Below are 14,229 nucleotides of genomic sequence, written 5' to 3' on the forward strand. Positions count from 1 at the left end.
CTACGAAATCGTAGGTCTTGCACATAAACATAAGATTTACGTGCTCCAGATACGTGGGGGCACGGCCGTGCGGCCGAGCAGGGCCGGGCGCAGCAGGTGCCAGAGTTCGATCAGCCAGGCGCGGGCGTGCAGGGTCTCGCTGGCGAGGCAGCGGGCCACCAGCAGGCCTGGTAATTGGCTCAGGTCGCCGCGCACAGGTGTGTTCAGGCTGCGGCAGTGTTCAAGCAGTTCGCTGTCGATTTCACCGCTGATCAGCAGAGTGGCGAACACCGGTTTGCCGCCCAGGCCGATGGGCGAATCGAGCAGGCCATCGCCACCGACCACGCGCTGGCGTTCGTGCCAGAGCAGTTGGCCATCCCGGCGGATATTCAGCTGGGCCTGGAAGTGTCCGCTATCGAAGCGTTCGCCACTGGCTGGGCGGCCGAGGGCGACGATGTCCCAATAGAGCAGCTTGGCATCGCCGTGCAGTTCGATATCGGTGGTTAGTTCGGCCTGGGCGGCGGCGTAGACGATGGTTTCCTGTGGCAGCCATTCCAGGGTGGCGCCGGATTCGACGCGCAACTTTATGCTTTGGTAAGCCGGGCCGGCGGCGCGGTACCACTTGGCTGCGCCGGGGCTGGTCAACTGCGCCCACGCACCGCTGCCAACGCTGGCCGAGATATCCAGGCGATCACCGCCGGCAATCCCGCCGGGTGGGTGAACGATGATGTGCTGACACACCTCGGGCCCTTCGGCGTACAGGTGTTTCTGTACCCGCAGCGGGCCTTTATGGCGGCGCAAGGTCGGCCGCGTGCAATCGCCATCGCGGCCATAGCCCAGCTCCAGCTCGGCGTGCCAGCTGGGGGTAAATACCGCGGCGGGTGCGTTCACGCCGCCACCTTGCTGTTGCGGTGTCGCCAGGCCTGAACTGCGGAATAAGCGCTCAGCAGCACTAGCCCTAAGCAAACCACCAGCCACCATTGCAGGTGCATGCCGTAGTAGGGCGGCGCGTGCAGGGTGCCCTGAATCCAGAACAGCGCCAGGCCCAGGGCCAGCAGGCTGGCGCACAGGGCGCGGCCCCAGGAGCGGCAATAGGACGCCGGGCGCAGCACGGCCAGCAGTACGCTGCATTCGGCCAGGACGATGACGCAGAAAATCAGCACCGGCTTGAGCGGATAGACCGCTTCGCTGCCGACCGGCATGGCGCGCAGCATCCAGTAATCCGGCAGGCTGCCGGCCCAGATCACCAGTGCCATACCGACCAGTGCGGTAAGCGGGAGAAGAAGCGTGCGCAGGGGTGGCATTGGGGCCTCGAGTCCGTGGGCGAAAGCCTGATTATGCGCAAAGTGCAGGTGCGGCGTCGCCATTCAGATTGCGACCAGGCCACGAACACCGTCGGTTTCCATGGTCTCGCCACGGCCCTGCTGGACGATTTCGCCGCGACTCATCACCAAGTACTGGTCGGCCAGCTCGGCGGCAAAGTCATAGAACTGCTCGACCAGCAGGATGGCCATATCGCCGCGCTCGGCGAGCTTTTTGATCACCACGCCGATCTCCTTGATCACCGAGGGCTGGATGCCTTCGGTAGGCTCATCGAGGATTAGCAGGCGCGGCTTGCTCGCCAGCGCGCGGCCGATGGCCAGCTGTTGCTGCTGGCCGCCGGAGAGGTCGCCGCCGCGGCGTTGCTTCATCTCGCGCAGCACCGGGAACAGCTCGTAGATAAATTCCGGCACCACCTTGGCTTCGCTGCCGGGAAAGCGTGAAAGCCCCATCAGCAGGTTTTCTTCCACCGTCAGGCGACCGAAGATTTCTCGACCCTGGGGCACGTAGGCGATGCCGGCGTGCACACGCTGGTGCGGCTTGAAGGCGGTGATGGGCTGGCCTTCCCAGTTGACTGCGCCTTGCTTGGCCGGGATCAGGCCCATCAGGCACTTCAGCAGGGTGGTCTTGCCCACGCCGTTACGCCCGAGCAGGCAGGTGACCTCGCCGACCTTGGCCTCGAACGACAGGCCGCGAAGGATATGGCTGCCGCCGTAGTATTGATGCAGTTGCTCAACTTGCAGCATGTCGATGTCCTTGGTTGTGCGTAGGGTGGATGGCGTTTTATCCATCCACCGTGCGGTGTCATTGGTGGATGAAAACGGCGTCATCCACCCTACGTCTTACCCATCAACGGCGATCGGCTCAGCGACCGAGATAAACCTCGATCACTCGTTCATCGTTCTGCACCTGCTCCAGCGAGCCTTCGGTCAGCACGCTGCCCTGGTGCAGCACCGTGACGTGGTCGGCGATGGAGCCGACAAAGCCCATATCGTGCTCCACCACCATCAGCGAGTGCTTGCGCGCCAGGGACTTGAACAGCTCGGCGGTGAACTCGGTTTCGGCGTCGGTCATGCCCGCCACTGGCTCATCGAGCAGCAACAGTTGCGGGTCCTGCACCAGCAGCATGCCGATCTCGAGGAACTGCTTCTGCCCGTGGGACAGCAGCCCGGCCGGACGATTGCGTGAGGCGTCGAGCTTGATCGTCTGCAGCACTTCATCGATGCGGTCTTTCTGTTCGCCGCTGAGTTTGGCGCGCAGGCTGGCCCATACCGACTTATTGGTTTTCTGCGCCAGTTCGAGGTTTTCGAACACGCTGAGCGCTTCGAACACAGTCGGCTTTTGGAATTTGCGACCGATGCCGGACTGGGCGATTTCCACTTCGCTCATCTGCGTCAGGTCGAGGGTTTCACCGAAGTAGGCGACGCCGTTGTCCGGGCGGGTCTTGCCGGTGATCACGTCCATCATGGTGGTCTTGCCGGCACCGTTGGGACCGATGATGCAGCGCAGTTCACCGACGCCGATATACAGCGTCAGGTTGGTCAGGGCCTTGAAGCCATCGAAGCTAACGTTGATGTCTTCCAGGGTCAGGATGGTGCCGTGACGGACGTTCAGACCCTTGCTCGCCAGGGAGCTGGCGCCAATCGCATCGCGTCCGCTGCCGGCGGGGTCAAAGGCAGGTTCGAGCATAAGTTCGGGGACCGGAGTGGCGCGCATCATTGCTCTCCTTTTTTACGAAGAAGGCCGATTACACCTTTCGGTAAGAACAAGGTCACGACGATAAACAGAAAGCCCAGGGCAAACAGCCAGTACTCGGGGAAGGCCACGGTAAACCAGCTCTTCATGCCGTTGACCAAACCGGCACCGAGCAGCGGACCGATCAACGTGCCGCGTCCGCCGAGGGCGACCCATACGGCGGCTTCGATGGAGTTAGTCGGCGACATTTCGCTGGGGTTGATGATGCCCACCTGTGGCACATACAAGGCCCCGGCCAGGCCGCAGAGCACGGCGCTGAGCACCCAGATAAACAGCTTGTAGCCGCGCGGGTCGTAGCCGCAGAACATCAGGCGGTTTTCCGCATCGCGCAGCGCCGTCAGCACCCGGCCGAACTTGCTGCGTGCTAGGGTCCAGCCCAGGTACAGGCTGGCTACCAGCAGCGCTACGGTGGCAAAGAACAGCGTCGCGCGGGTGTGCGCCGAGGTGATATCGAAACCGAGAATGGTGCGGAAATTGGTGAAACCATTGTTGCCGCCAAAGCCGGTTTCGTTGCGAAAGAACAGCAGCATGCCGGCGAAGGTCAGGGCCTGGGTCATGATCGAGAAGTACACGCCCTTGATCCGCGAACGGAAGGCGAAGAAGCCGAACACCAGCGCGAGCAAGCCAGGTGCCAGCACCACTAGGCACAGCGCCCAGAGGAAGTTGCTGGTGCCGTACCAGTACCAGGGCAGCTCGGTCCAGGCGAGGAAGCTCATAAAGGCGGGCAGGCCATCGCCGGCGGCTTCGCGCATCAGGTACATACCCATGGCGTAACCGCCGAGAGCAAAGAACAGGCCGTGCCCAAGCGACAGCAGGCCGGCGTAACCCCAGACCAGATCGAGCGCCAAGGCGACGATGCAGTAGCAGAGGATCTTGCCGACCAGGGTCAGGCTGTAGGCCGAAACATGCAGGGCGTTGTCCGCAGGCAACAGGTGCAGCAGCGGCATGGCGATCAGCAGGGCGAGTACCAACAGGCCGATACCGATCGAGACTTGCGGGCCGAGCTTGGCGCTGGCACGCGCCAGCAGCGTTTGGTTGAGTGGCATAGTCATCGGGGCATGCTCGCGTCAAGGGACGCACCGCGGTGCAGGCTACCGGCGTGCCAGACAAGGCGCGGGGCGCAACTGATGGTCATTCCCTCGGTAAGCCCCGCAACGCCGCATGGCGCGTCGGCAGTCGCAACCCGAAGGGCCGCTGACTCGGTGGCGGCGAGGGCATCCAAATGATTTGTTCTTGGCAGCATTTTTCTATTCCTTCTGCATACCGCCGCCAGCGAGGCAGCGGCGCGGTCGTCAATTGGCGTGAGCAGGCCCCGCTTAGTCGATCACCCGTCCTTTCAAAGCAAACAGACCTTGCGGGCGTTTCTGAATAAACAGAATGATCAGCGCGAGGATAAGGATCTTGCCGAGTACGGCGCCGATCTGCGGTTCGAGAATCTTGTTGGCGATGCCCAGGCCAAAGGCCGCCATCACGCTGCCGGCAAGCTGGCCGACGCCGCCGAGTACCACCACCAGGAAGGAATCGATGATGTAGCTCTGCCCGAGATCGGGACCGACGTTGCCGATCTGGCTAAGCGCCACGCCGCCGAGGCCGGCGATGCCGGAGCCCAAACCGAACGCCAGCATGTCTACCCGACCGGTTGGCACGCCGCAGCAGGCCGCCATATTGCGGTTCTGGGTCACGGCACGGACGTTGAGGCCGAGGCGAGTCTTGTTCAGCAGCAGCCAGGTCAGCACCACCACAAACAGGGCGAAGCCGATTATCACGATGCGGTTGTAAGGCAGCACCAGATTCGGCAGCACCTGAATGCCGCCGGACAGCCAGTAGGGGTTGGCCACTTCGACGTTCTGCGCGCCGAAGATCACCCGCACCAGCTGAATCAGGATCAGGCTGATGCCCCAGGTAGCCAGCAGGGTTTCCAGCGGGCGACCGTAGAGGTGGCGAATCACCGTGCGTTCCAGCGCCATGCCGATAGCGGCGGTGACGAAGAACGCCACCGGCAGCGCTACCAGCGGGTAGAGCGCCAGGGCTTCCGGGGCGAAACGCTGGAACAGCACCTGCACCATATAGGTGGAGTAGGCACCGAGCATCAGCATCTCGCCGTGGGCCATATTGATCACGCCGAGCAAGCCGAAGGTGATGGCCAGGCCCAGCGCCGCCAGCAACAGAATCGAGCCGAGCGACAGGCCGCTAAAAGCCTGGCCGAGCAATTCGCCGACCAGCAGTTTGCGTTTGACCTGGGCCAGGCTGGTTTCGGCGGCGGTGCGCACCGTCGGGTCACTTTCCACGGCCGGGTCGAGTAGGGTTTCCAGGCGGGTGCGGGCCAGTGGGTCGCCGGTTTCACCAAGCAGGCGTACGGCAGCCAGGCGCACGGCGGGGTCGCTGTCGACCAGTTGCAGGTTGGCCAGGGCCAGGGTCAAGGCATCGCGCACCGCATCATCGGTTTCGCTGGCGACCTGGGCGTTAAGCAGTTGCAGTTGCGCCGGCTTGGCGCTCTTCTGCAATTGCTGAGCGGCGGCCAGGCGCAGCGCCGGGTCTTCAGCCAATAGCTGGTGGCTGGCCATGGAGGTGCTGATCAGGCCGCGCAGGCGGTTGTTCAGGCGCAGCTTGCGCGGGGTGCCGACGGGTTCGGCGGCGCCCTCGATGGCCTGATAGCGACCGGCGTCCTCGATAAAGGGCGTCTTGTTGTCATCGCTGACGATGCGGCCTTGCTGCAGGGCTTCGAGTAGCGCTAGGCGGGCCGGGTCAGGTGCGGCAGCCCAGTTTTCCAGGAGTTTGGCCTGTTTGGACGAGCTGGCGGTAACGAAGTCGGCGGCATCGCCGGCATGACTGGCGAGCGGCAGCAGCACGATCAGCAACAGGAAAAGGCGGTACAGGGCAGTGAGCATGAAGGGTTCTCGCGGGCGCTGCGGAGTGTAGGTTGGGCTGTGCCACCGCTGGTAGCGAGGCCCAACGCTGCATGGTCGGCGTGCGCGTCTGACGGCGGCGCGCACGGACCTACGTCCTGTGGGCCGCCGCTGAACTCAGCCAGCGTGCGGCCCAACTCAGTTCGTCCTTAGTTCGACTTGACCGCGTAATCCGGCTTCTTGTCGTTGCCTTCGATATACGGGCTCCACGGCTGGGCGCGGACCGGGCTGCTGGTTTCCCAGACCACGGAAAACTGCCCGTCGTCCTGGATCTCACCGATCATCACTGGCTTGTGCAGGTGGTGGTTGGTCTTGTCCATGGTCAGGGTGTAGCCGCTTGGTGCAGCGAAGGTCTGGCCATAAAGGGCGGTGCGTACTTTATCGACGTCGGTAGTGCCGGCTTTTTCCACAGCCTGGGCCCACATATGAATGCCGACGTAGGTGGCTTCCATCGGGTCGTTGGTCACGGCTTTGTCAGCGCCTGGCAGGTTCTTGGCTTTGGCGTAGGCCTTCCACTTGGAGACGAACTCGGTGTTGACCGGGTTTTCCACAGACTGGAAGTAGTTCCACGCGGCCAGGTGACCGACCAATGGCTTGGTGTCGATGCCGCGCAGCTCTTCTTCACCCACGGAGAAGGCCACGACCGGGACGTCGGTGGCTTCCAGACCCTGGTTGGCCAGCTCCTTGTAGAACGGCACGTTGGAGTCGCCGTTGACGGTGGAGATCACCGCAGTCTTGCCGCCGGCGGAGAACTTCTTGATGTTGGCGACGATGGTTTGATAGTCGCTGTGACCAAACGGGGTGTAGACCTCTTCGATGTCTTTTTCGGCCACGCCTTTGCTGATCAGGAAGGCGCGCAGGATCTTGTTGGTGGTGCGCGGGTAGACGTAGTCGGTGCCGAGCAGGAAGTAGCGTTTGGCGGCGCCGCCGTCTTCGCTCATCAGGTATTCGACTGCCGGGATGGCTTGCTGGTTAGGCGCCGCGCCGGTGTAGAAGACGTTCGGCGACATCTCTTCGCCTTCGTATTGCACCGGGTAGAACAGCAGGCCGTTGAGTTCTTCAAATACCGGCAGCACGGATTTGCGCGACACCGAGGTCCAGCAGCCGAAGACCACGTCGACCTTGTCCTGGGTCAGCAACTGACGGCCTTTCTCGGCGAACAGCGGCCAGTTCGACGCCGGGTCGACCACCACGGCCTCCAGCTGCTTGCCATTGACGCCGCCCTTGGCGTTGATTTCGTCGATGGTCATCAACGCCATGTCTTTCAGCGAGGTTTCCGAAATGGCCATGGTGCCGGACAGCGAGTGGAGGATGCCGACCTTGATGGTCTCGGCGGCTTGCAGGCTGAAGGGGAACAGGCCGCTCAGCAGCAGAGCGCTGGCGGCAATCGACGATTTCAGAAAGGGACGGCGTTTCATTGTTATGGCTCCGTGCGCAACTGTTGGGTGAGACCCGGGAGCAGGCTCCTGGCGTCTCCAGTGCAATGGCAGCATCCGTGCCAAACGCGGCAAAGCCTTGTGCTAGACGGTTTTGTTGGGTTTTATCGACGCTTCACGCCTGGCCGGATGCGCGCCTTTGGTGCGCGTTTATGCCCAGGCAACAGCTTTGGTGCGGTGTCGCACCGAGTTAGAGCGCGAGGTAGTTCTTCACCCCGGTAAAGATGATCTGCGCAGCCAGGGCGCAGACGAACAGGCCCATCAGGCGACTGACGATCTGCAGACCCTGATCGCCGAGCAGGCGCTCGAACTGGTTGGACATGTAGAGCACCACACCGACCGTCAGGCTGGCCAGCGCGATACCCAGCACCGCCAGCGCCTTGTCGCCCCAGTCGGGCTGACTGGCGCCCATCAGCAGCAGCGCACCGATGGTGCCGGGGCCGACGGTGAGCGGAATGGTCAGCGGCACTATGGTCACGTCCTGCTGCACGTTGTCGCTCTGTACCGCGGACTTGCCTTGCGCCATGCCCAGCGCGGAGATGAACAGCACGCTGCCTGCGCCGATGCGGAACGCGTCGATGGTGATGCCGAACAGGGTAAAGATGTGCTTGCCGAACAGGTACAGCAGCACGCTGGCGATCAGCACCCCGGTGGCGACTTTCCAGGCCAGGCGCTTGCGTTCCTTGGCCGTGTAACCCCGGCTCAGGCCGATAAAACAGGACAGCACGAAAAACGGGCTGTAGAGCACCAGCAGTTTCAAATACAGGCTGAACAGCGCGGACGCCATGGAAGGGACTCGTGATCTGAATGAAGGACGTAGTGTACAAGCTGACCGCCTGGCGGCCAGCCCGGGCTGTGCGGCGGGTCAGTCGAGCAGTGCGTCGGGCTCGCTCGGTTTTTCCCGCGCGGCAATCCAGTACTCGATCAACTCCCGCAGCTGCGACAGTTCGACCGGCTTGGCCATGTGGCCATCCATGCCGACCAGCCGCGCGCGCTCCTTATGTTCGCTGAGAATGTGCGCGGTCAGCGCCACCACCGGCGTGCGCGGGCGCTGCTCGGCGGTTTCCCAGGCGCGCAGTTGTTCGGTGGCGGAAAAACCGTCGAGGATCGGCATCTCGCAATCCATCAGCACCAGGTCGTAGCGCTGCGCCTTCATGGCGTTGAGCGCTTCCTCGCCGTTGCTGGCGGTGTCGGGTTGCAGCTTGAGCTTGCCAAGCATGCCGCGGATGACCTTGGTCGAGATGCTATTGTCTTCGGCCACCAGGATACGGAAGTCGCTGGGTACGTCCAGCGGCGCGCTGACGGCGTCGGCACCGAGCGCCGCGGCGTTGCCCTTGCCGCGCTGGGCCAGCTCGTCGGCGAGGGTGGTCTTCAGCGTGTAACCGGCCACCGGCTTGGCCAGAATCCGCTTGATCCCGGCATTGCGCGCGATGATCTTGCTCGGCGCGTTGCTGATGCCGGTGAGCATGACCAGCAGAATGTCGTGGTTGAGGCTGGGGTCTTCTTTGATCTTGGTCGCCAGCTGCATGCCGGTCATGCCGGGCATGTCCTGGTCGAGCAGCACCACGTCGAAGTACTCGCGCATGTGCGCTTTGGTCCGCAACAGCGCCAACGCCTCCTTGCCCGAGGGCACCGCACTGACGCTGAAGCCCCAGGCGCTGCACTGCTGCATCAGCACCTTGCGGCAGGTTTCGTTGTCGTCCACCACCAGCAGGCGGGCGCCCTGCAGCGGGCCTTCCAGGTCGGCAGTCGGACGCTCCAGGCGCTGGCTGTCCAGCGGCAGCGTCAGCCAGAGCGTGCTGCCCTGGCTGTTGCCGCTCTGGATGCCGAATTCGCCGTCCATCAGACGCACCAGCTGGCGGGCGATGATCAGGCCCAGGCGGCCACCCAGTTTGCTGGCCGCGAGGAAATCCTTGCTGTGCAGCTCGGCGTTGAGCAGGGCATCGCGCTCGCTGGCATCCAGCGGGCGACCGCTGTCCTGTACGGCGATGCGCAGGCGCGGCTGGCCGTCCTGGGTTTCGAGGGCGACGACGAGAAGGATCTCGCCTTCGTCGGTCTGCTTGAAGGCGTTGTCCAGCAGGCTAAGCAGGGTCTGGCGCAGGCGTGTCGGGTCACCGCTGATCACCCGTGGCACCTGGGGCTGGGTGAAGCTGATCAGCTCGACCTTCTGCTGCTCGGCCTTGGCGCGGAAGATATCCAGGCAGTCCTCGACCAGTGCGTTGAGGTCGAACTGCACATCGTCCAGTTCGATCTGCCCCGATTCGAGCTTGGAGATATCGAGGATCTCGTTGATCAGGTTGAGCAGCTCGTTGCCCGAGCTGTGAATGGTCTGCACGTAGTCGCGTTGCTTGGCGGACAGCGGCGTTCCCAGCAGCAGCTCGGTCATGCCGAGCACGCCGTTCATCGGGGTGCGGATTTCGTGGCTGATCTTGGCGAGGAATTCGGCCTTGGCCTTGAGCTCTGCGGAACTGGCGGCCAGGCTGGTGCGTTCGTTGAGGGTTTCCCGTTGGAACTGTCGCTGTCGCTCGGTCAGCGACACCGTGAGCACCAGGCCGGCGAGCGTGGCGAAGCTGAACACGCCGGTGACCAGCCAGCCGGGGTTAAGCTGGTCCAGCCCGAACAGCACGGGGATGAACACGCTGAAACCCAGGTTGAACACCAGCATGCCGGCCATGATCAGGCGGGCGGGCTGATAGCCGCGCTGCCAATGGCGCCCCGCCACCAGCATGACGGTCAGCGAGCTGAGGATGACCAGCATGTAGACCAGCGAGCTGTACCAGAGCTTGCCGGTGAACAGGATGATCAAGGCCACGCTCATCGCCAGTAGCGCAATGACCTGCAGAAGCAGGTTGAGCCGGCTTTGCTGCACCGCGGTGCCCTTGAAGAAGTTCAGGGTGAAGGCCAGCAGGCATAACGCCGACGCGAGTGCCGACAGGTCGGCGATCAACGACTGGTTAACGCCCTGGCTCGGCACCCAGACCGCCAGCATGCCGAGGTTGGCCGCCGCGCACAGGGCCAGGCTCAGGTGTACGCCGCTGAGCCAGAGGCTGCTGGTCGAAGGGTTGTAGACGAAGCGGGTGAGGTTATACAGCGTCAGCAGCAGCAAGCCGCCCAGCAGCGCGCCAAAGATATAGGCGGGCTTTTCCAGGCTGACCAGTTCGGCTTCGCCGATCACCTTGAACCACACCATCAGCGGGTGGTTGGAGGTCATCCGCACGTAGACTTCGCGCGCCTGATCGTCGTTTGGCAGCGACATCAGGTAAGCGCGCGAGGGCAGTGGTCGGGAGCTCAGCGGCATGGCCTCGCCAGTGCGGATGGTCTGTTCGACCTGACCATCGCGCAGCAGGTAGTAATCGAGGTGCTGCACGCGCGGCGCAAAAATCCACAGCCAGGAGGGCGCGCTGTGGGGCGCTATATCGACGCGCAGCCAGACCGCATGCTGACTGAGGGGGAAGGTGAAGGCTTGTTTGTCGAGCGGTACGAACTGCTCGCGCTGGGTCAGGACGTTTTCCAGGACCAACTGGGCGCTGGTGTCGATGAACATCGACCAACCCGTGCCGCGCGGCGTCGGGTTGGCTTCATCGGCAATGGCAGGCGTCACCCCGCTGGTGGCCAGAAACAGGCTGACGATGAGTCCTGTGGCAATCCTGAGCCAGCGCAAGGTGAAGTCCCTTCGAAAGTAAGTAAGCAAATTATAGCCGTGCGTTCAGCGCTGCTAATTAAGCAAAGGCGGCCATTAAGCCACCTTTGTATGAATTTGCCAGCTATTCACCTTCAACTTTCGTCGCATTCCCGAGCAATGGCGCGGTAGCCGATGTCGCTGCGGTAGAAACTGCCGTTCCAGCGGATCTTCTTGGCCAGGCGATAGGCCTGCTGTTGCGCATCGGCGACGCTTGCGCCAATGGCCGTCGCGCATAGCACGCGGCCGCCGGCGGTAACGACCTCGCCCGCAGCGTTCAGCGCCGTACCGGCGTGGAACACCTTGCCGTCCAGGGCGGCAGCGGCGTCCAGGCCTTCGATCACATCACCCTTGGCGTAGTCGGCGGGGTAGCCACCTGCGGCGAGTACCACGCCAACCGTTGGACGCGGATCCCAGCGGGCCTCGACCTTATCCAGCGCGCGCGCCAATGCGGCTTCGACCAGCAGCACCAGGCTCGACTCCAGCCGCACCATGATCGGCTGGGTTTCCGGGTCGCCGAAGCGGCAGTTGAACTCGATGACTTTCGGATTGCCGGCCTTGTCGATCATCAGCCCGGCATAGAGGAAGCCGGTGTAGACGTTGCCTTCGGCGGCCATGCCGCGCACGGTCGGGTAGATCACTTCATTCATCACCCGCTGGTGCACCTCGGCGGTGACTACCGGGGCTGGCGAGTAAGCGCCCATGCCGCCGGTGTTCGGGCCGGTATCGGCGTCGCCGACGCGTTTGTGGTCCTGGCTGGTAGCCATTGGCAGCACGTTGGCGCCGTCGACCATCACGATAAAGCTGGCTTCTTCGCCGTCGAGGAACTCCTCGATCACCACGCGCGAACCGGCTTCGCCAAAGGCATTGCCGGCGAGCATATCGCGCACGGCGTCTTCGGCCTCTTGTAGGGTCATGGCCACGATCACGCCTTTGCCGGCAGCCAGGCCGTCGGCCTTGATCACGATCGGCGCGCCGACCTTTTGCAGGTAGGCCAGGGCCGGCTCGACTTCGGTGAAGTTCTGGTAGTCGGCGGTAGGAATCGCGTGGCGGGCGAGGAAGTCCTTGGTAAAGGCCTTGGAACCTTCCAGCTGCGCAGCGGCGGCGGTAGGGCCGAAGATGTCCAGCTTGCGCGAACGGAACAGATCGACCACGCCCTTCACCAGCGGCGCTTCCGGGCCGACGATGGTCAGCTGCACGTTCTGCTCAGCGAAATCGGCCAGCTGCTCGATGGCTAGCACGTCAATGGCGACGTTCTCGCACTTGGCTTCGGTGGCAGTGCCGGCATTACCGGGGGCGACGAAGACTTTGGTCACGCGCGAGTCCTGCGCGACTTTCCAGGCCAGGGCGTGTTCACGACCGCCGCTGCCGATGATCAGTACGTTCATTGGGTTCTCCTTCAGGAGGCGGGCCTGCGGCCCGTTTGGTGGATAGGAAAAGCGCTATCCACCCTACGAAATCGGTACGAGGTAGGGTGGATGGCGAAGCCATCCACCAGGCCATCAATGGCGGAAGTGACGCATGCCGGTGAACACCATGGCAATTCCGGCCTCATCGGCCGCGGCGATGACTTCCGCATCGCGCATCGAACCACCCGGCTGGATCACTGCGGTAATGCCATTGGCGGCGGCGTTGTCCAGGCCGTCGCGGAACGGGAAGAAGGCGTCGGAGGCCATTACCGAGCCGGCGACCTGCAGGCCGGCGTGCTCGGCCTTGATCGCGGCAATACGGGCGGAGTTCACACGGCTCATCTGGCCGGCGCCGACGCCAATGGTCTGGCGGTTCTTGGCGTAGACAATGGCATTGGATTTGACGAACTTGGCCACTTTCCAGGCGAAGATCAGGTCATGGATTTCCTGCTCGCTCGGCGCGCGCTGGGTGACGATCTTCAGGTCTTCTGCCTTGATCATGCCGATGTCGCGGCTCTGCACCAACAGGCCGCCGTTGACCCGCTTGAAGTCCCAGCCCGCGCTACGCTCGGCCGGCCATTCGCCGCATTCGAGCAGACGTACGTTGGCCTTGGCGGCAACCACAGCACGCGCTTCGGCACTGATCTTCGGCGCGATGATTACCTCGACAAACTGGCGCTCGACGATGGCCTGGGCGGTGGCACCGTCCAGCTCGCGGTTGAATGCGATGATGCCGCCAAACGCCGATTCGGTGTCGGTGGCGTAGGCCAGCTCATAGGCCTGGCGGATGCCGCCTTCGCTGTCCAGGGCCACGGCCACGCCGCACGGGTTGGCGTGCTTGACGATAACGCAGGCCGGTTTGACGAAGCTCTTCACGCATTCCAGCGCGGCGTCGGTGTCGGCAACGTTGTTGAACGACAGCTCCTTGCCTTGCAGTTGCACGGCGGTGGAGATGCTGGCCTCGCTTTGACCATTCAAGGAGGCAGCTTCCACGTAGAACGCCGCGCTCTGGTGCGGGTTCTCGCCGTAGCGCATTTCTTGGGCCTTGATGAACTGGCTGTTGAAGGTACGCGGGAAGCTGCTGCGGTCTTCGGTACTCAGGGTGTCGCGGCTCTGCTCGATGGTGCCCAGGTAGTTGGCGATCATGCCGTCGTAGGCGCTGGTGTGCTCGAAGGCTTTCAAGGCCAGGTCGAAGCGTTGCGCATAGGTCAGGCCGCCGGCTTTCAGGCCGTCGAGGACGCTGGCGTAGTCACTGGCATTGACCACGATGGCCACGTCTTTGTGGTTCTTCGCGGCGGAGCGGACCATGGTCGGGCCGCCGATGTCGATGTTCTCGATGGCGTCTGCCAGGTCGCAACCCGGCTTGGCCACGGTGGCGGCAAACGGGTAGAGGTTGACCGCGACCAGGTCGATCGGCTTGATGCCGTGCTGCTCCATCACCGCGCCGTCGAGGGCGCGACGACCGAGGATGCCGCCGTGGATCTTCGGGTGCAGGGTCTTCACCCGGCCATCCATCATTTCCGGGAAGCCGGTGTAGTCGGCCACTTCTACCGCTGCGACGCCATTGTCCTTGAGCAGCTTGTAGGTGCCGCCGGTGGAGAGAATTTCCACGCCGAGGGCGGACAGCTCACGGGCGAATTCCAGGATGCCGGTCTTGTCGGAAACACTGATCAAGGCGCGGCGAACGGGGAGGCGGGTGGTCTGGTCGGTCATTTCAGAATCCATCAGAGCGGGGAGTCAGCAAA

The 14,229-nt window shown here is 63.3% G+C and carries 11 protein-coding genes; all 11 read right to left on the minus strand.

Features of this window, described 5'->3' with window-relative positions; all coding sequences use genetic code 11:
- Positions 1 to 36 precede the first annotated feature (36 nt).
- The 11 genes from ACX0MV_RS03860 to purH all read right to left on the minus strand — a co-directional run bounded on the left by ACX0MV_RS03860 (position 37) and on the right by purH (position 14,197).
- The gene (locus ACX0MV_RS03860) at positions 37 to 870 is read right to left on the minus strand and encodes an urease accessory protein UreD (RefSeq protein ID WP_458981169.1); all 834 of its coding nucleotides are present in this window, start codon (positions 868 to 870) and stop codon (positions 37 to 39) included.
- Positions 867 to 1,283 (minus strand): hypothetical protein, encoded by a 417-nt coding sequence (locus ACX0MV_RS03865; RefSeq protein ID WP_458981170.1) that lies wholly within the window; start codon positions 1,281 to 1,283, stop codon positions 867 to 869. Before ACX0MV_RS03865 ends, ACX0MV_RS03860 begins: the two co-directional genes overlap by 4 nt.
- A gap of 63 nt (positions 1,284 to 1,346) precedes the next feature.
- Positions 1,347 to 2,045, minus strand: coding sequence for an urea ABC transporter ATP-binding subunit UrtE (gene urtE, locus ACX0MV_RS03870; RefSeq protein WP_430698926.1), 699 nt, complete (start codon positions 2,043 to 2,045; stop codon positions 1,347 to 1,349).
- A 118-nt stretch (positions 2,046 to 2,163) separates the two neighbouring features.
- Positions 2,164 to 3,015 (minus strand): urea ABC transporter ATP-binding protein UrtD, encoded by an 852-nt coding sequence (urtD, locus tag ACX0MV_RS03875; RefSeq protein WP_458981171.1) that lies wholly within the window; start codon positions 3,013 to 3,015, stop codon positions 2,164 to 2,166.
- Entirely contained in the window at positions 3,015 to 4,106 is a 1,092-nt protein-coding gene (gene urtC, locus ACX0MV_RS03880) for an urea ABC transporter permease subunit UrtC (protein ID WP_458981172.1), read from the minus strand. The genes urtD and urtC overlap by 1 nt, the downstream gene beginning before the upstream one ends.
- Positions 4,107 to 4,370: 264 nt before the next feature.
- A complete protein-coding gene (urtB, locus tag ACX0MV_RS03885) occupies positions 4,371 to 5,942 on the minus strand; it encodes an urea ABC transporter permease subunit UrtB (RefSeq protein ID WP_458981173.1) in 1,572 nt (523 codons plus the stop codon).
- 167 nt (positions 5,943 to 6,109) lie between these two features.
- Positions 6,110 to 7,378: an urea ABC transporter substrate-binding protein gene (gene urtA / locus ACX0MV_RS03890; RefSeq protein ID WP_458981174.1), complete on the minus strand. Its 1,269-nt coding sequence runs from the start codon at positions 7,376 to 7,378 to the stop codon at positions 6,110 to 6,112.
- A 208-nt stretch (positions 7,379 to 7,586) separates the two neighbouring features.
- On the minus strand, positions 7,587 to 8,183 hold the full coding sequence (locus tag ACX0MV_RS03895; protein WP_458981175.1) for a MarC family protein: 597 nt from the start codon (positions 8,181 to 8,183) through the stop codon (positions 7,587 to 7,589).
- A 78-nt stretch (positions 8,184 to 8,261) separates the two neighbouring features.
- Positions 8,262 to 11,057, minus strand: coding sequence for a hybrid sensor histidine kinase/response regulator (locus tag ACX0MV_RS03900; RefSeq protein WP_458981176.1), 2,796 nt, complete (start codon positions 11,055 to 11,057; stop codon positions 8,262 to 8,264).
- Between the two features lie 113 nt (positions 11,058 to 11,170).
- Entirely contained in the window at positions 11,171 to 12,463 is a 1,293-nt protein-coding gene (purD, locus tag ACX0MV_RS03905; RefSeq protein ID WP_458981177.1) for a phosphoribosylamine--glycine ligase, read from the minus strand.
- A gap of 114 nt (positions 12,464 to 12,577) precedes the next feature.
- Entirely contained in the window at positions 12,578 to 14,197 is a 1,620-nt protein-coding gene (gene purH / locus ACX0MV_RS03910) for a bifunctional phosphoribosylaminoimidazolecarboxamide formyltransferase/IMP cyclohydrolase (RefSeq protein WP_458981178.1), read from the minus strand.
- Positions 14,198 to 14,229: the final 32 nt, after the last annotated feature.

The organism is Pseudomonas cistanchae, assembly GCF_054483635.1.